16 protein-coding genes are annotated in these 24,701 nt (G+C 48.0%); 3 read left to right on the forward strand and 13 right to left on the reverse strand.

The window, feature by feature from the left end; genetic code table 11:
- Positions 1-149 precede the first annotated feature (149 nt).
- The gene (locus ACGHCT_RS15445; RefSeq protein ID WP_072848057.1) at positions 150-1,001 is read left to right on the forward strand and encodes an AraC family transcriptional regulator; all 852 of its coding nucleotides are present in this window, start codon (positions 150-152) and stop codon (positions 999-1,001) included.
- A 60-nt stretch (positions 1,002-1,061) separates the two neighbouring features.
- Here ACGHCT_RS15445 and ACGHCT_RS15450 read toward each other — a convergent pair whose 3' ends face one another.
- The 7 genes from ACGHCT_RS15450 to ACGHCT_RS15480 all read right to left on the reverse strand — a co-directional run bounded on the left by ACGHCT_RS15450 (position 1,062) and on the right by ACGHCT_RS15480 (position 14,969).
- Complete coding sequence (locus ACGHCT_RS15450; RefSeq protein ID WP_072848058.1) at positions 1,062-2,555, reverse strand: glutamate synthase subunit beta; 1,494 nt, start codon at positions 2,553-2,555, stop codon at positions 1,062-1,064.
- A 13-nt stretch (positions 2,556-2,568) separates the two neighbouring features.
- Complete coding sequence (gene gltB / locus ACGHCT_RS15455; protein WP_072848060.1) at positions 2,569-7,119, reverse strand: glutamate synthase large subunit; 4,551 nt, start codon at positions 7,117-7,119, stop codon at positions 2,569-2,571.
- Positions 7,120-7,413: 294 nt separating this feature from the next.
- Positions 7,414-8,949, reverse strand: a complete 1,536-nt coding sequence (locus ACGHCT_RS15460) for an HAD-IA family hydrolase (RefSeq protein ID WP_390436687.1) — start codon at positions 8,947-8,949, stop codon at positions 7,414-7,416.
- A 150-nt stretch (positions 8,950-9,099) separates the two neighbouring features.
- Entirely contained in the window at positions 9,100-10,197 is a 1,098-nt protein-coding gene (locus ACGHCT_RS15465) for a hypothetical protein (protein ID WP_390436689.1), read from the reverse strand.
- The gene (locus ACGHCT_RS15470) at positions 10,194-12,050 is read right to left on the reverse strand and encodes a protein kinase (protein ID WP_390436691.1); all 1,857 of its coding nucleotides are present in this window, start codon (positions 12,048-12,050) and stop codon (positions 10,194-10,196) included. The genes ACGHCT_RS15465 and ACGHCT_RS15470 overlap by 4 nt, the downstream gene beginning before the upstream one ends.
- A 266-nt stretch (positions 12,051-12,316) precedes the next feature.
- Positions 12,317-14,083, reverse strand: coding sequence for an arginine--tRNA ligase (gene argS, locus ACGHCT_RS15475; protein WP_390436693.1), 1,767 nt, complete (start codon positions 14,081-14,083; stop codon positions 12,317-12,319).
- Between the two features lie 10 nt (positions 14,084-14,093).
- On the reverse strand, positions 14,094-14,969 hold the full coding sequence (locus ACGHCT_RS15480) for a DegV family protein (protein ID WP_072848068.1): 876 nt from the start codon (positions 14,967-14,969) through the stop codon (positions 14,094-14,096).
- A gap of 187 nt (positions 14,970-15,156) precedes the next feature.
- Between ACGHCT_RS15480 and ACGHCT_RS15485 the strand changes: the two genes are divergently transcribed.
- Entirely contained in the window at positions 15,157-15,792 is a 636-nt protein-coding gene (locus ACGHCT_RS15485; protein ID WP_072848070.1) for a lactate utilization protein, read from the forward strand.
- Between the two features lie 49 nt (positions 15,793-15,841).
- Here the strand turns inward: ACGHCT_RS15485 and ACGHCT_RS15490 are convergent, their stop codons facing one another.
- From ACGHCT_RS15490 to ACGHCT_RS15505, 4 genes are read right to left on the reverse strand one after another with little or no spacing between them, the layout of a single operon-like run.
- Entirely contained in the window at positions 15,842-17,095 is a 1,254-nt protein-coding gene (locus tag ACGHCT_RS15490; RefSeq protein WP_072848072.1) for an ABC transporter permease, read from the reverse strand.
- A gap of 13 nt (positions 17,096-17,108) precedes the next feature.
- A complete protein-coding gene (locus ACGHCT_RS15495; RefSeq protein WP_390436694.1) occupies positions 17,109-18,875 on the reverse strand; it encodes a hypothetical protein in 1,767 nt (588 codons plus the stop codon).
- Positions 18,872-19,552, reverse strand: a complete 681-nt coding sequence (locus ACGHCT_RS15500) for an ABC transporter ATP-binding protein (RefSeq protein ID WP_390436695.1) — start codon at positions 19,550-19,552, stop codon at positions 18,872-18,874. Before ACGHCT_RS15500 ends, ACGHCT_RS15495 begins: the two co-directional genes overlap by 4 nt.
- Positions 19,549-20,895, reverse strand: a complete 1,347-nt coding sequence (locus ACGHCT_RS15505) for an efflux RND transporter periplasmic adaptor subunit (RefSeq protein WP_390436697.1) — start codon at positions 20,893-20,895, stop codon at positions 19,549-19,551. Before ACGHCT_RS15505 ends, ACGHCT_RS15500 begins: the two co-directional genes overlap by 4 nt.
- Positions 20,896-21,184: 289 nt before the next feature.
- On the opposite strand from ACGHCT_RS15505, the gene ACGHCT_RS15510 reads away from it, so the two are divergent.
- Positions 21,185-22,288 (forward strand): hypothetical protein, encoded by a 1,104-nt coding sequence (locus tag ACGHCT_RS15510; protein ID WP_390436699.1) that lies wholly within the window; start codon positions 21,185-21,187, stop codon positions 22,286-22,288.
- A gap of 356 nt (positions 22,289-22,644) precedes the next feature.
- On the opposite strand, the gene ACGHCT_RS15515 is transcribed toward ACGHCT_RS15510, so the two are convergent.
- Together ACGHCT_RS15515 and ACGHCT_RS15520 are read right to left on the reverse strand one after the other, a co-directional pair.
- Positions 22,645-23,403: a TSUP family transporter gene (locus ACGHCT_RS15515; RefSeq protein ID WP_072848082.1), complete on the reverse strand. Its 759-nt coding sequence runs from the start codon at positions 23,401-23,403 to the stop codon at positions 22,645-22,647.
- Between the two features lie 15 nt (positions 23,404-23,418).
- Positions 23,419-24,693 carry a dicarboxylate/amino acid:cation symporter gene (locus ACGHCT_RS15520; RefSeq protein WP_390436700.1) on the reverse strand — a complete coding sequence of 425 codons (1,275 nt, stop codon included), beginning with the start codon at positions 24,691-24,693 and terminating at the stop codon, positions 23,419-23,421.
- Positions 24,694-24,701 lie beyond the last annotated feature (8 nt).

The following is a 24,701-nucleotide window of genomic DNA, read 5'->3' on the forward strand; positions in this document are numbered from 1 at the left end:
GCATTCTGTTACTAGATCTACATGATTAATTTCAGTATAAAAAAATAGTTTTCTGCCTTCAACTCCATTGTTGCTCAATAAGTTATATATCTTGTCTTTCACCACTGAAAATGCTATAATTATGCTATTATTTTTTAAAGGAGTTCCCTATGGCACATGTACAGTATTCCATGGCTGAGGTCTACAACCGTCAGCCTCTTGAACGTTTATTATATATTTCCTCTTCCTCTTATGGAAAGGACTGGATCAGCCTGCTCCATACCCACAGCTTTGCAGAATTATTCTATGTGGTGGAAGGGAGCGGATATTTCTGCACGGAATCACACCAGTTTCCCATCTGCAAAGACACTTTAATTATCATCAATCCCAATGTAAAGCACACAGAAAAGTCATCTACGGACAAGCCTTTGGTCTACATAGCCCTGGGGATAGAGAATCTCCGATTTCAGTTTTTCTCCGACACCCTGGACTGTCACATCTATGATTTCCAGAACCACAGAAGCAGTATTCTTCCCCTGCTTCAGACTATGCTGGATGAGGTAAAGCACAAAAAGAGTTCCTATGAACAGATCTGCCAGCATTATTTTATGATTTTTCTTCTGCGGACCCAGCGAATAACCGGCGACAGTTTTTCACTGGCCGCCCCCAAAGATATTCCGGCTGAGTGCGAGTTTGTGAAAGAGTATATTGATACCCACTACCAGGATTCCCTTACCCTGGACTCCCTGGCGGAGCTGTCCCACCTGAACAAGTTTTATCTGTCCCATATGTTTTCAAAGGCCTATGAGACCTCACCCATTAACTATCTCCTGGAGCGGAGAATCCTGAACAGCAAGGAGCTTCTGAAGAATTCCGATTACAGTATTACACAGATTGCCCATATGACCGGGTTTTCTTCCTCTAATTACTTTTCTCAGTCTTTCAAAAAATATGCGGGCGTTACCCCGAATCTGTATCGAAAGAAGCACAGAAATGGAAAAACAATGCTGCAGGAATCCTGATTCAGCAAAAAAAGGAGAAGAAATCCAGGGAACAGATTTCTTCTCCTTTTTATTATTTCGTCACTGCACCGATAAATTAGAGTATCCCATCAGGCTGATATCCACTTCTCTGGCTGCCTCACGGCCTTCCCGGATGGCCCATACGACCAGGGACTGTCCTCTGTGCATATCCCCAGTTGTGAATACATTAGGCACATTAGTGGCATATTCCCCTTCCCTGGTGGCCACATTCGTCCGCGGGGAAAGTTCAACCTTAAAAGCATCGGCAATATACTTCTGAGCGCCCAGAAAACCTGCTGCGATCAGTACTATCTCAGCCTTCATCTCCTGTTCGCTGCCCTCTACGGGGGCCATAATCATGCGCCCTGTTTTCTCGTCTTTTTTGCTCTCCAGTTTTACCGTAATCAGCTTTTCCAGCTCTCCTTTTTTATTCTTCACAAATTCTTTTACTGTTGTCTGATAGATTCTGGGATCATGACCGAACATGGCAATGGCTTCCTCCTGCCCGTAATCTGTCTTGCAGATCTTTGGCCATTCCGGCCACGGGTTATTCGCTGCCCGCACATCCGGGGCCTTCGGCATCATCTCCAGCTGTGTCACATTGGCAGCTCCCAGGCGGATAGAAGTTCCCACGCAGTCATTGCCGGTGTCACCTCCCCCGATGACAACCACGTTCTTTCCCTTCACGTCAATATACTTTTTGTCTGCAAATTCCGAATCCAGCAGACTCTTCGTGGCAGCCCTCAGGAAATCTACCGCAAAGTGAATTCCCTTGGCATCTCTCCCCGGTGCGCTGATGTCTCTGGGATTGGAAGCGCCGCAGGCCAGTATTACCCTGTCATAGTTTTTCAGAAGGTCCTCTGCCTTGTAGTTTTTGCCGATATCTGCATTTGTGACAAACTCTATCCCTTCCTCCTCCATGACTGCGATTTTCCGATCAATCACGGATTTGTCCAGCTTCATGTTAGGTATGCCGTACCTGAGAAGACCTCCGATTCTGTCAAATCGTTCAAATACCGTCACAAAATGCCCCCTGCTGTTCAGCTGATCCGCAGCTGCCAGACCCGAGGGACCGCTCCCCACAACAGCCACCTTTTTACCGGTTCTGACCTTTGGAGGATTGGCCTTTGCATATCCCTCTTCATACGCCTTTTCAATAATTGCATATTCATTTTCTTTTGTGGATACGGGCTGACTGTCCAGATTACAGGTACAGGCCGCCTCACAGAGAGCCGGACATACCCGGGAAGTAAACTCCGGAAAATTATTTGTCTTTTTCAGGCGCCGGTATGCCTGCTTCCAGTTGCCCAGATACACCAGGTCGTTCCACTCCGGCACCAGATTGTGGAGCGGACAGCCGGAGGCCATCCCCGCCAACATCATTCCCGACTGACAGAAAGGCACCCCGCAGGCCATACACCTGGCCCCCTGGAGCTGCTGTTCTTCCAGAGGAAGGTGAACATGGAACTCATTAAAATGTTTTATTCTTTCTTCCGGTGCTTCTGCATCTGATGTTTTTCTTTTATAGTCTAAAAATCCAGTTGGTTTTCCCATCTTCTTTTCCCTCCTATCTTCTGGTATTGGCATAAAATGCTTCAATCTGTGCCTGTTTGCTGCTCAGCCCTTTTTCCTCCATCTGCACAATCGTCTGAAGCATACGGCTGTAATCATGAGGTATAATTTTCTTGAATTTGGGGAGATATTCTCCAAAGTTATTCAAAATCTCTTTTCCCTTTTCCGAATTGGTACAGGTAACATGATCCTGAATCATTTCTTTTAATTCCTGCACATCGTATTTGGATGTGATCCTTGACACAGAGATCATCTGTTTATTTAATTTTGTATAGATATCGCTGTCCTCGTCCAGCACATACGCCACGCCGCCGCTCATACCTGCGGCAAAGTTCTTGCCGATTTTTCCAAGAATCACAGCACGGCCTCCTGTCATATATTCACACCCGTGGTCACCTACGCCTTCCACAACTGCAATTGCCCCTGAATTTCTGACACAGAAGCGTTCTCCGGCCACGCCATTTACATAAGCCTTGCCGCTGGTGGCACCGTAGAGAGCTACGTTGCCGATAATTATATTTTCATCCTGCTTAAACTGAACGCTCTTGGGGGGATACACAATCAGCTTGCCCCCGGAAAGTCCTTTTCCGAAATAATCGTTGCTGTCCCCCTCAAGCTCCAGGGTCAGCCCTTTGGGGATAAAAGCGCCGAAGCTCTGTCCTCCTGCTCCGTGGCAGAGCACTGTATAAGTATCTTCGTCCAGGCTGTCCTGGTATCTCCTGGTTATCTCAGCCCCGAAGATAGTTCCGAAGGCCCTGTCGGTGTTGGACACATCCACTTCTATACTCTTTTTCTGCCTGTCTTCCAGCGCAGCTCCCAGGCGTTTCATAAGAATCCTTTCATCCGCTGTCTTTTCCAGATGGAAATCGTATACCTGCCTGGGGTCAAAGGTTACTTTTGCCTTCGGAGAAGCGTAGGGGTTATCCAGAATTCTGGCAAGATCAACTTTTGATGCCTTACCGTTTTGTATTGTATCCTTTACTTTCAGCAGATCGGTTCTCCCCACCAATTCATCCACTGTGCGGACGCCAAGCTCTGCCATATACTCCCTCAGCTCCTGGGCAATAAACCGCATAAAGTTAATGACATACTCTGGTTTGCCCCGGAACCGCTTTCTAAGCTCCGGATTCTGTGTCGCCACGCCTACCGGGCAGGTATCCAGATTACAGACACGCATCATCACACATCCCATGGTGACAAGAGGTGCCGTGGCAAAGCCGAACTCTTCCGCCCCCAGCATAGCGGCAATGGCTACATGACGGCCGCTCATCAGCTTGCCGTCTGTCTCAATCACAACTTTATTGCGCAGTCCGTTTCGTATCAGAGTCTGGTGGGTCTCAGAAAGCCCCAGTTCCCAGGGAAGACCCGCATTGTGGATGGAACTTCTGGGGGCCGCTCCGGTGCCTCCGTCATAGCCGGAAATCAGGATAACCTGGGCTCCGGCCTTGGCAACACCCGCTGCGACTGTGCCCACGCCGGCTTCGGATACCAGCTTTACAGAAATTCTGGCATTTTTGTTGGCGTTTTTCAGATCATAGATAAGCTGTGCCAAATCCTCAATGGAATAGATATCATGGTGGGGCGGGGGAGAGATCAGACTCACCCCAGGGGTTGAATGCCTGGTCTTGGCAATCCAGGGATATACCTTTCCTCCGGGCAGGTGTCCGCCTTCCCCCGGCTTTGCCCCCTGGGCCATCTTAATCTGAATTTCCTGGGCGCTGACCAGATATCTGGAGGTCACTCCGAAACGGCCTGATGCCACCTGCTTAATAGCAGAACAGCGGTTTTTGCCGTCTTTTCCTGTTACCAGTCGCTCGTAGTCCTCACCCCCTTCTCCGCTGTTTGATTTGCCGTGAAGGGTATTCATGGCAATTGCCAGCGTTTCGTGTGCTTCCTTAGAGATGGAACCGTAAGACATGGCTCCGGTCTTAAATCTTTTTACAATGGATTCCACACTCTCCACCTGGTCCACGGGGATCCCTTTTTTGGGATACTTAAAGTCTATCAGGTCTCTGAGTGTACCCATCCGTTCCTCATTGTCTATGAGATGTGTATACTCTTTAAACTGGCTGTAATCTCCGTTTTTCGTGGCTTCCTGGAGCAGATGGATGGTTTGGGGATTGTACAGATGTTCTTCCCCCCCGCGGCGCATTTTATGTCTTCCCATGCTGTCCAGGGTTGTGTCTACCTTAAGTCCCAGAGGATCAAAGGCCTGGCTGTGAAGCTCATTCACTTCCCTGGAAATGTCCTCCAGGGTAATGCCCCCGATTCTGCTCACAGTGTTGGTAAAATATTTGTCAATCACAGTCTGGTCGATGCCGACTGCCTCAAATATCTGCGCTCCCTGATAGGACTGTATGGTAGAGATGCCCATCTTGGAGGCAATCTTTACAATCCCGTGGAGTACTGCGTCATTATAATCATTGACTGCCGCATAATAATCTTTGTCAAGCATATGATTGTCAATCAGCTCCCGGATTGTCTCCTGGGCCAGATATGGATTAATGGCACAGGCACCGTAGCCCAGAAGCGTTGCAAAATGGTGCACCTCCCTGGGCTCTCCGGATTCCAGAATCATTGCCAGAGAAGTCCTTTTCTTTGTTTTTACAAGATGCTGGTGGACTGCAGACACAGCCAGAAGGGAAGGAATCGCAACATGATTCTCATCGACTCCCCTGTCTGAGAGAATTATAATGTTGGCGCCGTCTCTGTGTGCTCTGTCAACTTCCACAAATAAACGGTCAATGGCTTTTTCCAGATTGGTGTTTTTATAGTACGTAATGGGGAGTACTTCAACGGCAAAGCCCTCTATCTTCATACTTTTGATTTTCATCAAATCTGTATTTGTCAAAATAGGGTTATTCACCTTCAGCACTTTACAGTTCTCCGGCTTTTCCTCCAGAAGATTGCCGTCCTCTCCCACATATACAGAAGTACATGTCACAATCTCCTCACGGATTGCATCAATAGGCGGATTGGTAACCTGGGCAAACAGCTGCTTAAAATAGCTGAACAGAGGCTGATGTGCGTTAGAAAGCACGGCCAAAGGAGTGTCAATTCCCATAGCCCCAATTCCTTCACTGCCGTTTCGTGCCATATTCAGAATGGATGTGCGGTATTCCTCAAAGGTATATCCAAAGGCTTTCTGCAGACGCATTCTCTCTTCATCCGTGTATTCCGGGACTCTCTGGTTGGGAATCTTCAGTTCCCTCAGTTCCACCAGGTTGCTGTCCAGCCATTCACCGTAGGGCTGCTTGGAGGCATAATATTCTTTTAACTCATCATCCGAGAACACCTTGCCTGCCCTGGTATCTACGAGGAGCATCTTGCCCGGATGCAGTCTCTCCTTCTGTACGATTTTTCCGGGGGCAATGTCCAGAACACCTACCTCTGAGGAAAGTATCATATATCCGTCTTCCGTAATGTAGTAGCGGGAAGGACGCAGGCCGTTGCGGTCCAGCACCGCTCCCATAATATCACCGTCTGTAAACAGAATAGACGCCGGTCCGTCCCACGGCTCCATCATCGTCGCATAATACTGGTAAAAATCTTTTTTGGACTGAGACATCGTTTTGTTGTTGGCCCACGGCTCCGGAATGGTAATCATGACCGCCAGAGGAAGAGGCATACCGCTCATCACCAAAAACTCCAGTGTGTTATCCAGCATGGCAGAATCCGAACCCTCTGCGCTTATTACCGGCAGGACTTTGTGAAGTTCTCTGCTCATGGCACCGTGGTCCATGGTCTCTTCCCGGGCCAGCATCTTATCTGCGTTTCCCCGGATTGTATTGATTTCTCCGTTATGTACCACCAGCCGGTAGGGATGCGCTCTCTCCCAGCTGGGAGTGGTATTGGTACTAAATCGGGAATGCACCAGGGCAATGGCGGATTCATACTCTTCACTCTGCAGATCTGTAAAGAAGGTTCTCAGCTGCCCAACCAAAAACATCCCCTTGTAGGCAATGGTACGGCTGGAAAAAGAAACCACATAAGTATCTTCATTGCTCTGCTCAAATACTCTCCGCACCACATACAGCTTTCTGTCAAACTCCAGACCCTGGTCCACATTTTGAGGACGCTTCACAAAGCCCTGCATAATAAATGGCATGCACTCCACGGCCCGATGCCCAAGAACTGACGGAACCGTTGGAACTGTTCTCCAGCCCAAAAACTCCAGTCCCTCTTTTTCTACTATGATTTCCAGCATCTTTTTCGCCTGATTTCTTTTCATCTCGTCCTGAGGGAAGAAAAACATACCAACGCCGTAGTCTCTTTCTTCTCCCAGCCGGATACCAAGGTCGCTGCACGCCCTGCGGAAGAACTTATGGGATATCTGCAGAAGGATTCCGACTCCGTCACCAGTCTTTCCCTCCGCATCTTTGCCTGCTCTGTGCTCCAGGTTTTCTACAATTTTCAGCGCATTGGCGACTGTGCCATGGGTTTTTACACCATTGATATTCACAACTGCACCAATACCGCAATTGTCATGCTCAAACCGGGGTTCATATAAGCCCTGGACTTCCGGGTTATTCGTTGTTTTCTGCATCTTACATCCATCCTTTCTTTTTTGTCTCCTGCAGCATACCTGCCTGCCGCTTTTTATCTTTAGCAATTCACTGCACTAAATATACTACATTTTTTAAAACCTGTAAATAGGGTTTTTCCCATATATCGTCAGATAATTAGATATAAAATCATTTAAAATAAAATTATCTGATTTTTAATGTTTTAAACCGTGTATTTATATGTGAATCAAGACAAATTCACCCATTTTAATTCGTTGTGAACATAAAAAAAGACAATCCACGGCTCTGTGAATTGTCTTTTTTTAAAATTGTGTCTAAATTGTCTGGCTGGAATTTCCAGTTTTCCTATAGCTTTGACTGAGAAAATAGCAGCCCCACACTGCAATTAGTATCTCAGCAACCATCAAAAGCGGATACCAGGTCCAAAAGCCTGAATCTGACGGAATATAGGTTAGAATACAGGACCATACGTTCACTGCAACGTGAGCCAGAATTGGAATCAGCAGGTTGCCGGATTTTTGATACAGCCAGGCAAACCAGCACCCAAGACAGAAAGCAAAAATAAACTGAACCATATTGCCGTGATAAATCCCGAAGATGAACCCCGACAGAAGGATGCCCCATCTGCCCCCCAGGTAGTCTTTCACTCTGGCATACACCAGTCCCCGAAATACCATCTCCTCAGCGACCGGAGCCAGCACTCCCACGACTGCCAGAACCGCCCAAAAACTGCTCTGTGCGTACATCTCATCCGTCATCTCCCCGTAGTACGGAAAAAGATCCGGTATCCGAAGCACTGCCATTCCCTGGCTGAGCAGATCAGAGAGTGCAGCTGCCGCAAGCAGCAGGACGAGTACAAGGACAGGAGAAGCTTTTATTTTTATTCCTTCCGCGCCCAGGCTTCCGCGGAGAATGCGGTCTTTTTTCATAAAATACAACAAAAAGGGGATTGCAAGAATCTCCATCAGCCCCGTAAGCCCAATGGTGCTCACCGCGTCTGCACCGCCGCTTCCCCCCATAAGGGCATACACAGTCATTGGCACAATCACTATAAGAGAAGCCACAATGCTGGCGGCGAAATGTATTCCTACAGGGTACAAAACCCTCCATATCTTAAGCAGAGGCCTTCCTCTGTGCAGATCCAGCCTGTCCTTCTGCCCGGTTTCCTGTGGTTTTACCGCGTCCTGTCTTTCCAGCCTGCCCTCTATCAAAAAGGCGGCCAGCTCAGAGACGGAATAGACAATGGCTAAAGGCTGGGCCTTCAGGAGTTCCTCCCTGCTGCCATAGCCGTAGGCTACGCCTACACAGGGGATCCCGGCCCTTCTTGCTCCGTTCACATCATGTTCTTTGTCCCCTACCATCAGAACTCTCTGGCGGTATTCTCTGATCTTAAGCTGCCTCAGGGCCTCCTCTATCACCTCTGCTTTATCGGTTCTGCTCCCATCCAGTTCACTTCCCACCACTACCTCAAAGTACGGCAGAAGTTCAAACCGTTCCAGGATCTGTTTGACAAAGTGGGTAGGCTTGGAGGAGGCCACTCCCAGCGTGTATCCCCTGGTGCAGAGCTTTGACAGCATCTCCTTTATTCCTTTATATGCACGGTTCTCCCAAATGCCAATCGTGCTGTACCGCTCCCGGTATACCCGGACAGCTTCCTGCCCCTGTTCCTCGCTAAACCCGCAGTATTTCATAAACTGCTCCTTCAGAGGAGGTCCCACAAAGCACTCCAGCTTCTTTAAATCGGTTTCCTGAATTCCGAAATGTGCCAAAGCATACTGAACGCTCTTTGTAATTCCCTCGGCCGAGTCTGTCAGTGTGCCGTCCAAATCAAATAATATTGTATTCCACATGCTATCCCAATCTTTCTGTGTGTATATTGTTTCTATTCATGCTCAGTTATTTCACAGAGTACGGTGGCATCTTAGATCTCCGTATCAATGAAGTGTTGCTAATGGAATACATTATAGCACAGTTAATTCCCGGATACAAACCCCAGCAGGCTAGGTTCTTCTGATTTTTTTCCTATGTTCCGCCAACAGCAGAGAACTCCCGCTGATCAGGAAAACCCCTTCCCAGGGAAAAGCCTTTTGGTTTTCCTGTTCCACCGGCTCCTCTTCCTGTATGCCGCCGTCCGGTTCCTCTTCCTCCCCTTCTATCATAAATTCCCACGGCTCCATCTTTGTAATATTTCCTGCTCCGTCTCTTACAACAAGTACAATTCTGTTTTTGCCGGTTTCCAGGGCTTCCCTGTCCACATAGATTTCCCCCTCTTTGATGGTACACCGGACTTCTTTGCCGTTCACGGTACAGGATACAACCTGAATTTCGTCCGGATTCTCCCACTGGATTCTGGGGACGAACTCCTTTGAGTAAGTAACTTTCTCTCCCTCCCCGTTATAGTAAAATCTGGTTCCATTCTGATTCACCGTAAACATCCAGGTTTTTTCTGTACAATTGCCAAAGAGATCTTTTGCTTCCACACGCAGCGTATACTCGTCATCCTCCGTAATTGGTGCAAAAGACAAGGTCATTCGACACGCCTCTTCTGTCCGGGCAAATACCGGTGTGAGTGTCCCCTGGCGCTTTCCCTGCAATTCAATCCTTAGAAACCCGGTGTCCAGATGTTCGTCTTCAACTATAATCTGAGGCTCCACCGCACAGGCATTGGAGGACATATCCTCCAGGTTATTCAGAGTGAGAACCGGACAGGAAGAGTCCTGGGCCTCATAAGGTCTTCCTATACTGTGCAGTTCCTCCTCTGCGTCCTCCTTCCCCGGTGCTTCCGCTTCGGTCCTTTCTTCCGCCTCAATGGCAGGTTCTTCCGAATCTTTATTTTCTATCCTGACCGTATATCTTACTATGATCTCTGTCTCTCCCGGCTCTACCGCTTCCAGGGTTCCGTCTCCCCGGCTTTTCAGCTTTCCGGTATCCAGAATCTCTGCATGGCCTGCCCACGGACTCGTCCACCGTTCTCCAGGCTTTAGCGTAATGGGCGGCCCATCCGGCCCCACGGCACCCGATTCCCCTGCCATAACAGGCTGCGGAAGCAGAAGCAGTATCCCTATAGCAGCTATCATCAGTCCCCAGTCTTTTTTCATTCTTGTCGCTCCTTTCCTTCTCCCGATTCTTTTAAACGCTCTGTGAGAAGCTTGTAACTGTAGTTCTCCCGGATTCCCCTGACTCCTTTCCCCCTGTCCAGAATCTCCTCTGCCTTTTTCCTGTCCTTTTCCTCCATCAAAGCCATAAGACTGTAGGCACAGTAAGGCTCCGCCTCCTCCGGAAAGTCCTGCAGCAGCTTTTCATAGATTGTTCCGGCTTTTACACAGTCCCCCTCCATACGGCAGTTAAAGGCAGTCATCAGCCGTATCTTAACCTGTTCCTTTTCTGACATGGGGTAAGCAAGGGTTTTGTCATACTGAGAATTTGCCTCTTGCCAGCGCCCTCTGCACTCATATGCCTTTCCTATAAGCAGGCAGAATTCACGGGCATAAACAGGATAAAGAATATGATCCCGGCAATGCTCCAGCGACTCTGCCCCCTCCTCTGCCAGGGCAATCCCCTGCTCCCACGGTTTCTCAAGATATTCTTCCAGCTCCTCTTCGTAAGAAAAATAAACGCCGCACAGAGTCATACATCCCTGTGCTTTTGCCAGTGGATTCTCTTCCTCCCCAAGCAGGCCGCACAGATATTCCAGTGCTTCTCCGGCCTCCTCCCAGCAAATCTCATCGCTGTAACAGGAAAAGATACGGCACAGATTCAGATAACTGCGCTTTTCCCGGGAATCCTTAGGATCCATAGAAAAATACTCCTCAGCCTTTTTATAATTTGCCGAAAAATAGGGATCCCGGATGCTGCCTCTGAAATAAAGCCTTCCAATCTCTGTCCACAGCTTGTGTTCCCGGGGCAGCCTTTTCTCGTACCTTTCGGCCAGTTCCCGTATTCTCTGGATTCCCGCCTTTGTCTCTCCCCTGGCTATATAGGTGTTCAGCAGAGCCAGATATACTTCCTCCCTCTCAGGTTTCATTTTGACAGCCCTCTCATAGGCCTGCACGGCATCCTTCTCCTGCCGGGCTCCTGTTTCGAGTGCTTCCTGGTATGCTTGCTCCTGCTTCTGCATGTTTACCTCCTGTTGGAGAAGAAGCAGACACCCTGCCATTACAAATGCCGCCCCAGCAGCCGACAGCAGCCCTATCTGCCTCTTTCTGTACAGAAGTCTGGTGAGCCTGCGTTTTACTGTCCGGACACTTTGATATCGTTCCATGATGTTTCTTCTGGTACACGTTCCCACAATCCGTTCCAGGGCGCAGTGATCCTCTCCCTGATATCTTCCGCACTTAACCAGTTCTCCGAGAACCATACCCAGTCCATAGATATCTGACTGTACGGCAGCCCTCCCCTGGTACTGCTCCGGGGCTGCATATCCCTTGGTTCCTAACCGATCCTCTGCCGAATGTCTGCCTGCAACCAGCGCAATGCCAAAATCTACAAGGAACAGTTTTCCTTTATTTCCAATGATCAGATTCTCCGGTTTCAGATCCCGGTATATAACAGGCGGTTTCTGTCTGTGCAGGTAGTCCAATACATCGCAGAGCTCTATTCCCCACCGGAGGATTGTCTTCTCGGGAATCTTTTTTTTCGCTCTGCAGAGCTCCTTTAAGTTAATTCCTGAAATGTAATCCATTACAAGATAGGTATACCCGCTCTCCTCTATAATATCAACAATGCCGGGAAGGGCAGGGTGCTTCATCTTCTTCAGCACATCCCTCTCCCGGAGCACGCATCCCCTGCTGCTTTCTATTTCTTTTACAGCCCAGTTCTTCTCCAGTCTGAGATCATAAGCCAGATAGACCTTTCCCATTCCCCCTTCGCCTATCAGCTGTATAATCCGGTATCTGCAATCTAATATCTTTCCCAGTGATGCAATAGTGCCTCCCCCTCTCTGTCTGCACACCGCTTAGGTCTGTCCTCTGCCGCTGCCTGTGCTTACCCTTGGCAGAGAAATCTCACTTCTCTTTAAAAATATAAAAAATGGAATTATGGCGGATCCGCCTGAAAAAAATAGATACTTAAGATCTTGAATGTGATTCAAGTATAGTACAATCTGCTGCAAATATCAAGTATGAATTTGCATTTGCAGCTTTACTGTATGTTCTTAGCAAAAAGAGCAGACAGAACCGCTGTTTCGGCAGTTCTGTCCGCCCTGTATTCTTTCCTGTGCTACATTCTCTCGGGAGCCGAAAATCCCAGAAGCTCTATACCAGTCTCCAGCACATCTCTGGTAAGTACTAAAAGTCTTATCCAGGAGGCCTTTTTCCCGGTATCTTCCTCCCCCAGAATCTTTGTCTCATGGTAAAAACGGTTAAACGCATTGGCCAAATCGTAGATAAAGGAGCATATCTTATGAGGCGCTTTCTCCTCGTAAGCGTTCTCCACCACACTGTTAAACCTGGAAATCGTAAGCATCAAATCTTTTTCGCAGTCATTTGCAGGAGCTTTGATACATCCCTGCTTCCAGTCGCCTCCCTCTTCCTGATACCGGCCAAGAATGGACTTAATCCGCACAATTGTATATAAAATATACGGACCTGTATTCCCCTCAAAGGAAGTAAATCGCTCCACATCGAAGATATAGTCTTTGGATGCCTGGTTCGACAAATCTCCATATTTAATGGCTGACAGGCCCACAATTTGGGCCGTCCCTCTGGCATCCTCTTCTTTTACGCTGCGGTTGTCCACGATTTTTTTATACATTTCCTCGTTGATCTCCCGGATTAGGGTCTCCAGCCGCATTACACCGCCTTCTCTTGTTTTAAAAGGCTTCCCGTCTCTTCCATTCATAGTCCCGAATCCAAGGAAGCTTAATCCTGTTTCTTCCTTTACCAGCTTTGTCTTTCTCGCACACCGGAAGACCTGTGTAAAATACAGCTCCTGGCGTTTGTCCACAACGTAAATGATCTCATCCGGACAAAAGAGTTTCATCCGCTCTACAATGGTTGCCAGATCTGTAGTATTGTACAGAGATGCCCCGTCTGACTTCAGAATCATACAGGGAGGGATCTCTTTGGTGTCAGACGCTTCTTTCACATCTACCACAAGCGCTCCCTGATCCAGGTGTGCATATCCTTTTTCCTTCATATACGCAACCATCTCCGGTATATAGGGCTGGGCATCGGATTCCTTTTTCCACAGATCAAAGGTTACATTCAGCTTTTCATAGTTTTTCTTCAAATCACTGACTGAGACGTTCAGAATATGGTTCCACAGAGCCTTATATCCAGGATTCCCATTCTGCAGCTGATGGGTCGCCTCCATAGCTTCTTCTTTGTATTCCGGATGCTCTTTGGAATATGCACTGGCAGCAGGGTAAATCTCTTCCAGTTCACTGATGGTGAACGGAGGTTCTGCGGGGTATTCTCCTGTATAATCAGGCTGGAAATACACCAGCTCTGGTTTTCTCTTTTTCAGTTCGGTGATAATCAGTCCCATCTGAAGGCCCCAGTCCCCCAGATGTACATCCCCAATCATTTTGTGTCCCAGAAAACGCCCCATGCGTTTCAGGCTCTCCCCGATAATTGCGGATCGAAGATGGCCCACGTGCAGCGGCTTTGCAACATTGGGACCGCCGTAGTCGATCATCACCGTCTTGGGATTTTCTGTCTGTTCTACAGAGAGATGATCGTCTCTTAGCATCTCATTGAGATACTCTGACAGAAATTCCCCGCTGACTTTCAGGTTGATAAAACCGGGAGGCACCGCTTCTGCCTGCTTAAGCACCTGGCTTTCCCCTAGCTGCTCTACCACATCGCCGGCGATCTTAATGGGAGCCTTTTTATATTGTTTTGCGGCAGCCATTGCGCCGTTGCACTGATATTCACACAGATCCGGACGGTTAGAGATGGTCACCCTGGCATATGTCTCATCATAATCTGCTGCCTTAAACGCTTGTCTCAATTCTTTTTCAATTAGTTCCAGTATCTTTTTCATAACTCCTCCACTACAATTCTATCTCAACTTTTTTTGCACAGGCTACCGCCAGTGCTCCGTAACCAATATGGCAGGCAACACTTAAGGAGAGGGGATCCATATGAATCGGCATCCCCGGAAAAGCAGCTTCCAGCTCCTTCTTCCATTCCAGGGCTTCCTCCTGATTTCCTGTATAAGCAGCTTCCAGGCACATCAAACCGGACTGGGCATACGCTGCAAATCTTCCCTCAAGATCCTTTTTCATCGCCTGAACCATGGTTCTTTTCGCCTGTTTTTTGCCTCTTGCCTTAGACAGGGCGTCCAGCTTTTCTCCCTGAATCTGCAGGACAGGCTTCAGGTTAAGCACCGTTCCTATGGCGGCTGCGGCAGGTGTAATTCTGCCTCCCTTTTTCAGATATTTCAAAGATTCTACCGTGATATAGATGCTTGACTCGGCCTTCTCCTTCTCCAGGACTTCCCGTATCTCTAACGCAGACCTGCCTGCAGCTGCCAGCGTAATGGCATCCAAAACCGACTGCCTCTGCGTCACTGATATTCTCTGGTTATTCACCACCTGGACCTTGCCGTTATACTCTTTAGCCAGTGCCTGTGCAGTCTGGCATGAATTACTTAACCCACTTGACATAGGGATGTGGACAATTGCTTCATAATCCTCTAATATTTTCTCCCAAAGCTCCATTACGTCCGCTGGAGACGGCTGCGACGTAAAGATCTCAGCATCATCCTCCAGCCTCTGATAGAACTCCTTCTGTGTCAGTGTTATATCCTCCAGATAAAGCTGTTCGTCGATATAAAAGGGCATTGGAATTACATAGATTCCCAAATCCCCAGCCTGGGACTGGGTAATGCCGCTATTACTATCTGTTACGATTGCTGTTTTTTTCATATGGCCTTGTACCACTCCTTTTATATTATCGTATTCAACGTACTGATCGAAAGCGAACCGGTTTTTAGCCGTTACATTTCATTTTAGCATAACCAGTCAAATATGACAAATCATTTTCTAAAACTTCCATTGTTTATCAAAAAAATATGGTACAATGATACTATCTGAAGAAAGGAGGTAATTTTATATGTCATACAAAGCTCAGTCCTACGCCAATACGGCAGAAACACTGATAAAAAATCTAAAAAAGCGAAACATGGAGGGCTTCTACTGTCCGACTGCAGAGTCCGCCGTAGAAAAAATCCGGGAATTAATCCCGGAAGCTTCCTCGGTAACCTGGGGCGGATCAGAAACTTTAGCAGAGGCAGGCATTCTGAAAGGGCTCCAGGGGTGCGGCTATGAACTTATTGACCGAATGTCCGCAAAGACTCCGGAAGAGAAGCGGGCGCTTTACGGCAAAATCGTAATGGCTGATTACTTTTTGATGAGCAGCAACGCCATCACTATAGACGGCGAACTTATCAACATAGACGGTGCCGGCAACCGGGTTGCCTGCCTCTGCCACGGTCCCGAGCATGTAGTGATAGCGGCCGGTATGAATAAGGTGGTAAAAACCATAGAAGACGGTGTACATAGAGTCCGAAATGCTGCTGCACCGCCCAACAGTCTCCGGGTTGGCGTAAAGACGCCCTGTTCCGTAACAGGAACCTGTCAGGACTGCCTGTCTGACGGATGTATCTGTTCCGATCTTGTCATTACCAGACGTTCCATGGTACCCGGCAGAATCAAAGTGGTTCTCATTGGGGAAGATTACGGCTTTTAAGCACAGAAACCTCTGCCCTCAGGATATTTTCCCGGGGCAGAGGTCTTTCCTATTCTCTGCGCAGTGCATCTATCGGATTCAGATTTGCAGCTTTCACAGAAGGGAGAAGTCCGAAGACAATTCCGATCACCATAGAAAAAATTACCGAGCCCACGATGGCCGGAGGGCTGATGGCAACCGGCGTCTGAGACATCTTGGAGATTGCCTGGGCCAGAACAACACCTGCAAGGATTCCCAGAAGCCCCCCGATACTGGTAAGTACCGCGGCCTCTGTCAGAAACTGTGCAAGAATCTTATTTTTCCGAGCACCTATCGCCTTTTTCAGACCAATCTCGCTGGTGCGTTCTGTCACAGATACCAGCATGATATTCATAACACCGATCCCCCCTACCAAAAGAGAGATACTGGCTATCCAGAGAAGCTGGCGGTTTGTATTAGCGCTGACTTCCTGGAGATTTTTGGCTTTTTCCAATAGATCTGCCGCTTTATACTTAATCTCTCCGGTGCTGTCAAACAGATACCCATTGAGCAGATCCGCTGTTTTTCTGCCTGCACTGCTCATAGTTTCCGTGTCCGGGGCCTTCACAATTACGTTCTGGGGCTCATCGTATCGGTATACCACAGGCCAGGCGGCATCGGGCATCATCACCACACCGCTGCTCTCCTGATTATAATTATAGTAATCCTCCATAGAATTAATCACCGGCTCAAAAGCATTGGTTTTCTTTACCACACCGACCACAGTAAAAGGCTCACCCTGTATCTCTACGGTCTTCCCCAAGGGCTGTTCATCCTGGAACAGACTGTTTTTGGAGTCCTCATCCAAAAGAACCACTTTGCCGAACTGTCGGTAGTCCTTCTCCGTAAACCCTCTGCCCTGAATGATTTGGTATCCGCAGGTATCCAGGTAATCTTTGTCAATCCCCAGTACCTTCCCCCCTTCCAGGCCATTGTTCTGATAATAAATCCCATCTGCATAGGTCCTGCTCTGATACAGAGAAGCCTTTTCCACCTCATCCAGATTCAGGATTTCCTCTTTTACCTCAGGAGTGATCACAGGAACTCCTGCAGGAATATCATTATATCCCATTTCATAGGGATAATCTCCCTGATTCAGTGTTACATCCACGGTGTTGTTGCCAGATCCAATCAGGTTCTGTTTGATCTGCTCGTTAGTTCCCTTAATAGTTGAAACAATCGAAATAATAGATGCAATTCCTATGATAATGCCCAGCATTGTCAGAAAGGAGCGCATTTTATGTGACCAGATGCCCTGAAAGGACAATCTTATGTTTTCCAGCATAACTTACCTCCTCTTAATAATAAAGTTCATCAATGGACGCATCCTTTGTTCTGGCATTCTCCTTTACCCCTTTTCCATAGGGAAAGGCTACCTTATCCTCTCTTGTGAGGCCGCTTTTTATCTCTATGAGAGATCCCCACAGCGTCTTGCCTGTGATGATCTCCTGTTTTTTCAGCCTTCCTTTGACAGAACAGTATACATAGCTTTTCCCGTCCTCCGTTCTCACAAAGGGCTTTTGAAGATACAGGGCATCCGCACCCGCACCGGTGTCTATCTCAGCTTGAAGACTGACATATTCCTGATTTTTTAATCCCTCTGCCTGGGCAATATAGGCAGTAAAAGGATAGTAAGATACGTTGCTGTTGCCGCCGCCCCCAAAATAGTTGCTGCTGGCCGGATACGGGGAAATTTCCTTTATCTCCGCCTCAAAAGGAGTCCCTGTCTCCATCGAGCTTCCCGTCAGCATCTGTCCCGGCTTTACTTTATCCAAAAGAAGCTCACTGATGCTTCCCCTTACATAAAGGCCTTCACTGCTTACCACCTGAATAAATGGTTTGCCGTCTGTTTCACCCTTCTCAGGATCGCCTACCGCTTTCACCGTACCTTTAATCGTGCTTTTAATGGTCTGATTCTCCAGCTTGCCGCTGATCTTCTGTATTTTCAGGTCACTTTCTTTGATATCCAGCTCCAGCTTTTTCAGGTCCTTTTGTTTTTCCTGGATCGCTTTTTCCAGTTCTGCCTTGGTATAGCCCGCAATGATATCATCCTGGGGAATCTCATCGCCGATATCATAAAATTCATCTCCTTTAGGATTCTCTTCCGGCTCTTCTCCCTTTACGGCACTGAGGCGGATCTGATATTCTTCCTCCGGCATACATTTTTCCACAATCTTTCTTCCATCCAGGTAGAGGGCCGTCAAAAGCAGTCCGTCCACCGTATCACCTTCCCGTATTTCCAACTGGGCATACTGTTCGGGAAGTGTCTTGGTATCACCTTCCCCGAAGCCTCCCAGCATGTTCAGAAGGGAACCCATGAGAATGGGATTTTCTTTGCACAGATAGACAAAAGGATCCTCTTTTGTCCCACTTCCTTTGTAGGGCTTGGAATGCTCATCAATGCGCTCCAAAGCCTCTGTCTTGACCTCTTCTTTGGGCGGTTCCTCCTTATCGGGTTCCTGTCCCGGGTCTGGTGTTCCCGGATCCGGTGTTCCTGTCCCGGGCTCTTTTTCATCCTTGTCTTCTTCTCCCGGTGCACCTGTCTTTGGCTCCATTGCAGAGCTTCCGGAGAGACGGGTAAATCCGCCGCTCACCCCTGAGAAGGATGTGGTTTGGGCTGCGCCTTCTGTCTCGTCTTTCCCCGGGGAAGAAATTTTTGAGGATTCCGGCACAGGCTTTTGCTTCTTCAGCTTTTCAATTTCCTGCTCCGTTCCCTTCTTTTGGATCTCCATCCCTTCTTTATTTAGTTTTTCAACTTCCAGTTCTATATTCACAAGGGTCATATCATAGGAGAGCAAAGGGTCGCCCACATCTACCTGGTCTCCCTCACTCACGTAAACCTCTTCTACAATCTGCTTGTCCGTCAGATGTACATCCTGGGAGACATCGGAGGAGATTATTCCGTTAAGGCTCATGGGATCTCCCCAGTAGCCCTGGGCCAAATCACTGACATTGTATACCTTTACCGTTGATTTACTCATTTTGCCGTAGCCGAGCCAGATACCCACAGCTGCCACGCAGACTCCTGCGATTCCCCCTATCACTAAGACCAGTCTCTTTTTCATTCTCTGCCCTCCTCTTCCGCCAGGATACCGTCTTTGATGGTTACGACCCGCTGGGCATAAGACGCAATCCCCGCATCGTGGGTAATCATTAAGATAGTAACCCCCTCTTGGTTCAGGCGTCCGAAAAGTTCCATGACCTGTTCCCCGGATCTGGAGTCCAGCGCACCGGTGGGCTCATCTGCCAACAGTATCTTTGGATTATTGACCATAGCCCGGGCAATGGCAACCCGCTGTTTCTGTCCGCCGGAAAGCTGAGTAGGCTTAAAGTCCACTCTGTCCTCCAGCCCAACGCGGGTCAGCGCGGCGATCGCCTTTTCCCGTCTCTCTCTGCGCCCAACGCCTGCATAACTCAGAGGAAGCTCCACATTCTCCAGAGCACTCTGCCTGGGCAGAAGCTGAAAACTCTGAAAAACAAACCCTATCTTATTCAGACGGATATCTGACATGGCGTTGTCTGAACAACTGTTAATATCTACTCCATCCAGGAAGAAAGCTCCGCTGGTAGCTTTATCAAGGCATCCGATAATATTCATCAAAGTCGTTTTCCCAGAGCCGGAAGGCCCCATAATGGCCGTATATTCTCCTTCTTTCATGGTGAAGTTTACATTTTTAAGCACAGGGATTGTCATCTTGCCCTGCATATAATCTTTACAGATTTCTTTTAACTCAAGTATCATTGGGCGACAGCACCTTCCTCTCCGTCCGGACTTTCGGTCATATCATCCGAAGGTATGGGTTCCTCGGAAGGCATTCCCTCGTCGGAAGGTATTCCTTCTTCCACAGGCATGTCCCCCTCTGCAGGTGCTGACATATCGCCCTCATTCATCAAAGCGGCAGGGCTGTCCGTAGTAGGCGCTCCCTCCTTCAAAGTTTCCTGGGGGAACGCCACTGCATCCTCCCTGGACAGTCCGTCTTTAATTTCATACTGATTCAGCGCTTCATCGAACTCGCCCAGCACCACGCTTCTCTTTTCCAGCTTTTCTTTGCCGTTATCTGCCCACACGTATGGTTTGCTGTCAAGATCTGCTATAAAAGAAGCATCCAGCCATACCCCTTCCTTTTGTTCTTCCTGTCCGGCATTCTGTTCTATATAGACATGCTGGCCCAGAAGCAGTCCGTCGGAGGACTCTAATTCCACATAAAAATAATAGGAAGTAGAGGCTGATTGATCCGAGGCACCCTCAGAAGACATCCCCATGCCATACATTCCGGAATTGTTGCTGGAAGCAGGATTGTCCACATCAATCTTCCCAAAAGTCCCGTTCCATATCCGCTTGTCATCTACACGGGAGCGGACGATTGCCGGTTCCCCTTCTGTCACGGCTGAGAGATTTTGTTCGTTTACCTTGCCCTTGATCCTAAAATCCCCAGTGGCAAGAATGGTCATAAGCGCCTGGCTTTCCCCTCCTGTCATATCCTGGCTTTCTCCATTGTTGATGGATTTTACTACACCTTTTATCTCACTGGTTACCGTAGCATTAGCAATCTGTTCCTTCATCTGCTCAATCTCAACTGACTTACTTTTTTTCTCATATTCCGTCTTCTTTATGTCTGTCTGAGCCGTCTGAATCTGGGTTGTGTAAGATAATTTTTCATCATCACTGGCTTCCTTTTTCTCTTTTTCCAGCTGCTTAATCTGATTGTTCAGGTTTGTAATATCGTTGTCAAAGCGTTCCAGTTCCAGCTCCGCCTGCTTTAAGTCAGTCTCCATGGTTGCGGTATCATAAGTCAGAAGGGGCGTTCCCACATCTACATCTTCCCCCACTTCCACCAATATCTCTTTGATGGTTTTGTCCTGCTTCTGCTGTATCTCCCAGGTTTCCTGAGATTCTACCACACCGGAGAACCTTCCGGGGTTCCCCATGCCGCTGCCCAGTCCCATCAGATCAGAGACCTTCTCCACATACACCAGCTCGTCTGTATTCTTCCCCTTGTCCCTTCCCCGAAGCAGCCAGAAGGCCCCGGCTATCACACATACGGCTGCAGCTGCAGACACCGCAATTAGGATTTTCTTTTTCATACATCATCCTCCATCTTCCTTATATTTAATATATTTCACTGTGAATTTAGGATAAACAAAAATATTTTATACAGTATAGCAAAGTCTTATTAACTTCTCTATGTAATTTTCTTAAATATTCTTTAATTCTGTATGCCGTATTGTTAGGGTTTCCAGAATACTGCTGCTTATGTGCAGCCGTCCTTTCTTTTGCGCATACGATTCACACCTTATAATTGCTTAGTTGACTTTTTTCCCTTATCTGATAAACTATATGAATAAAAATAAAACAGCAAATTGGAGAAAATGCATGAAATACAGCAGAAAACTATTGCTTTTTACACTGTTGCTCCTGACTTTTGTCTGCCTTTTTGGGGGATGTCAAAAGTCAGAAAAAAGTCAGGTAAAGGCTGCCGCTACCAGAGAGCTGGATTTGTTAAAGGATCTGGATGATAAAACCATTGAGAAGTATATTTCCTATGAGGATCTTTACCCTTCAGGGGAAATCCATCAGGAAGTTTCCTCAAAAATCAAAAATATATTCTCCCGGTTTTATGCGAACTTTTCCTATAAAATCCTGGACATTCAGGTGAAGGACCAGACTGCCAGAGTGACGGTCCGTCTGAACACCATAGACGCCGAAACACTGGCAAAGGACTATTCCCGGGCCTCCATGAAAAAACGCATCGCCAGCTCTGCCAACCCGGAAGGCGTGGAGTATTCCCTGGAAGACTACTATCTTCTCCTGGGTGAGCTGTTAGATGAGAACCAATACGACACTGTGGAGAATAACTGTACTCTGAAGTTATCTAAGGAAAATAATACCTGGAAACTGGAGCACAGCAGCCGTCTGGACGATCAGCTGGTAGGAGGTTTTGTGTCTTACCTTCAGGATCCTAACCTTTTTACCCCGGAAGAAATTGTGGAGATTCATTTTGATACTTTGAAGGAATTTGACACGGAACAGCTGAACCGTTATCTGGGGATAGACACCTTGTTTGATGCAGATGACGCCTACAGCCGTTCTCTCACCCAAGAGCTGACGAATCAGATCAGCGATCATTTTGATTATCATATCTTAAAAGAATCCGATGACGGTCATACTGCTACTGTAACCGCAGAGATTACCAGCTATGATGCCAAGAGCATTCTGAACTCCTACGAGAAAAAACTGGACTCCTATCTCAACTCCTCCCAGGCCTTTGCGGATGGTGAGAGCGGACGGCTGAAGAAATCCAGCCAGCTTCTGCTGAATTCTATAAAGGCCAACAAAAGTGCTTCCTCTACAAAGCTGGATCTCACTCTTATCAATGACGGGACAAGCTGGAAGCTGCAGATGAATGAAGATGTGGCACAGGCTATTCTTGGGGGGATGGGAGAGGCAGTGAAGGAGATTTCCAGTGATGTGAAATGATGTACGGCTGTCGGACGGAGAATGGATGTGTGATTGGAGGAGACAAGGCCAGGAGCCGCGCCCTCTGATATGCTTGCTACTGCGCTTCTCCTAAGCTAACTGCCTACCGATCACTAAGAATCTCCGGAGAGCCGTCGATTCTAAGTGTACGGTGGCAGTGGATCTTAGGACGCGCTGCGTAGTCTGCGCATATCAGAGGGCGCGGCTCCTGGCCTTGTCTCCTCCAATCACACATCCATTCTCCTGGTACTGTCTCAATTCACATTCTGTAAAATTGGTGGGATATTTGGTATGTAGTACCTTTTCTGAGTCGATTGTTCGTTTCTGTATATTTAAGGATGTTTTCTTTTTCTAATCTACATTCCCGTGATTATTTTTATGAATAAGAGTGCCAGTACCGCCAGAATGATGGGTCTTACGATTTTGGTGCCGTTTTTCATGACCATTCCGGAGCCCAGGTAGTGGCCGGCTATGCTGAAGACGGAGGCGGCCAGTCCCAGAGGGAAGATGATCTTGCCGTGGAGGAGGAAGGTGGCAAGGGCGGCCATGTTGGAGGCAAGGTTTACCAGTTTGGTGTTGCCGGCGGCTGTTTTTATGTCCATACGGGCCATTCCTGTATAGATGAGGATCAGGAAGGTGCCCGTTCCAGGACCGTAGAAGCCGTCGTAGGCGCCGATCACAAAGGACGCTGTGATTACGATTGCGTATTTTGCCTTCCCTTTGATTGGCACGGAGGATTTTCGTTCCATATCTTTGCTGCGGAACACGTAAAAAGCTGCCACGGGCAGGACTGCCAGAAGGGTGATTTTCAGGATTTTGTCGCTGGTTATGAGCGCAATGTTGGCTCCCAGAGCGGATCCTGCCAAAGCCACCAAAACAGAAGGGATTGCCAGGCGGAGATCCGCGTATTTATTTTTACAGAATCTCCAGGTAGAGATGCAGGTGCCTGCGGCAGAGGATAATTTGTTGGTAGCTATGGCATTGTGTATGGGCACACCGGCCAGAAAATAAGCAGGCAGGGAGATGAGGCCTCCTCCGCCTGCTACTGCATCTACAAAACTGGCCAAAAATATAAGGGGACACACAATCAGAAAAGCAGTAACTGTCAGTTCCATATCTGTCTTCCTCCATTAACCCGCTGCATTGAATACATCTCTGTCCAGTGCTTTGTCCTGACTGGCAACGATGGTTGTGCAGACAGCATCCCCCGTGATATTTACGGCCGTTCTGGTCATATCCAGGATACGGTCGATTCCCATAATAAGTCCGATTCCCTCAACCGGAAGTCCCACAGAAGTAAATACCATAGACAGAGTGACCAATCCCACAGACGGCACTCCGGCAGTCCCTACGCTTGCCAGGGTTGCTGTGGCAATAACCGTCAGATAGTCCACAGGCGTCAGGCTGATATGGAAAGCCTGTGCTACAAACACCACGGCAACGCCCTGCATAATAGCAGTTCCGTCCATATTGATGGTGGCCCCAAGGGGAACCGTAAAAGAGGAAATACGTCTGGAAACCCCCATCTTTTTGGCAAGGGTATCAATAGACAAGGGAATTGTTGCGTTTGAGGTCGCGGTAGAAAAAGCAAACCCCATCACAGGCAGAAATTTTTTCACAAACTTAATAGGATTCAGACCAGTAAATACCTTCAAAAAGATTTGGTAGACTCCAAAACACTGCAGAGCCAGCGCCGCCAGCACCGCGGCCATGTATTTCAGCATAGGCACAAAGGCATCAAACCCTATATTGGCAAATGTTTTGGCAATCAGGCAGAACACACCGATAGGTGCCACTTTCATCACCGCCATGGTCATATCCATCATCAGGTCATTTCCCTGGCTGAACAGGTTAGCCAGCCCTTCCGCTTTTTCACCCCGTTTTGCCAGAAGAACGCCCACAATCAGCGCAAAAAATATGATCTGCAGCATATTTCCCTCGGCAAGAGACTGGATGGGATTCTTGGGAATAATATTCAGCAGTGTATCTGTCAGACTGGAGGCCTCTGCCATCTGGGTCTCCTGTGCCTGAACTGATGTGATATCCAGTCCCACGCCCGGATTGATCAGATTCGCAATGCCAAGGGCAATAGAGATCGCCAGTGCTGTGGTTGCCAGATAGAAGGCCATGGTCTTTACACCGACTTTTCCCAGCTTCTTTGTATCTCCTATGGCCATGCTCCCGCAGATCAGAGAGCAGAGTACCAGCGGTACCACCAGCATCTGCATCCCCCGGATAAATCCGGTTCCAATCACTTCAAAAACACCGCCCACAATGATGTTATCTCTGAGGTTCCCTTCCGGGAAAAAATAATGGATCAGAATACCGGCAGCAGCCCCCAGAATCAAAGCGATAAATATAACCGTAGTCAGTCCCGGTTTCTTTCTCTCTTTCTTTGCATTCATATACAATC

Source organism: Lactonifactor longoviformis (assembly GCF_042848515.1).
GTDB classification, from domain to species: Bacteria; Bacillota; Clostridia; order Lachnospirales; family Lachnospiraceae; genus Lactonifactor; species Lactonifactor longoviformis.

What these genes read in the sequence shown, in the direction of transcription:
- ACGHCT_RS15505 (WP_390436697.1), bottom strand. Translation starts at nt 20,895, where the DNA reads ATGAAAAAGAAAATCCTAATTGCGGTGTCTGCAGCTGCAGCCGTATGT.
- ACGHCT_RS15445 (WP_072848057.1), top strand. Translation starts at nt 150, where the DNA reads ATGGCACATGTACAGTATTCCATGGCTGAGGTCTACAACCGTCAGCCT.
- ACGHCT_RS15460 (WP_390436687.1), bottom strand. Translation starts at nt 8,949, where the DNA reads ATGTGGAATACAATATTATTTGATTTGGACGGCACACTGACAGACTCG.
- ACGHCT_RS15480 (WP_072848068.1), bottom strand. Translation starts at nt 14,969, where the DNA reads ATGAAAAAAACAGCAATCGTAACAGATAGTAATAGCGGCATTACCCAG.
- ACGHCT_RS15500 (WP_390436695.1), bottom strand. Translation starts at nt 19,552, where the DNA reads ATGATACTTGAGTTAAAAGAAATCTGTAAAGATTATATGCAGGGCAAG.
- ACGHCT_RS15515 (WP_072848082.1), bottom strand. Translation starts at nt 23,403, where the DNA reads ATGGAACTGACAGTTACTGCTTTTCTGATTGTGTGTCCCCTTATATTT.
- ACGHCT_RS15520 (WP_390436700.1), bottom strand. Translation starts at nt 24,693, where the DNA reads ATGAATGCAAAGAAAGAGAGAAAGAAACCGGGACTGACTACGGTTATA.
- ACGHCT_RS15465 (WP_390436689.1), bottom strand. Translation starts at nt 10,197, where the DNA reads ATGAAAAAAGACTGGGGACTGATGATAGCTGCTATAGGGATACTGCTT.
- ACGHCT_RS15450 (WP_072848058.1), bottom strand. Translation starts at nt 2,555, where the DNA reads ATGGGAAAACCAACTGGATTTTTAGACTATAAAAGAAAAACATCAGAT.
- ACGHCT_RS15485 (WP_072848070.1), top strand. Translation starts at nt 15,157, where the DNA reads ATGTCATACAAAGCTCAGTCCTACGCCAATACGGCAGAAACACTGATA.
- ACGHCT_RS15510 (WP_390436699.1), top strand. Translation starts at nt 21,185, where the DNA reads ATGAAATACAGCAGAAAACTATTGCTTTTTACACTGTTGCTCCTGACT.
- ACGHCT_RS15490 (WP_072848072.1), bottom strand. Translation starts at nt 17,095, where the DNA reads ATGCTGGAAAACATAAGATTGTCCTTTCAGGGCATCTGGTCACATAAA.
- ACGHCT_RS15495 (WP_390436694.1), bottom strand. Translation starts at nt 18,875, where the DNA reads ATGAAAAAGAGACTGGTCTTAGTGATAGGGGGAATCGCAGGAGTCTGC.
- argS (WP_390436693.1), bottom strand. Translation starts at nt 14,083, where the DNA reads ATGAAAAAGATACTGGAACTAATTGAAAAAGAATTGAGACAAGCGTTT.
- gltB (WP_072848060.1), bottom strand. Translation starts at nt 7,119, where the DNA reads ATGCAGAAAACAACGAATAACCCGGAAGTCCAGGGCTTATATGAACCC.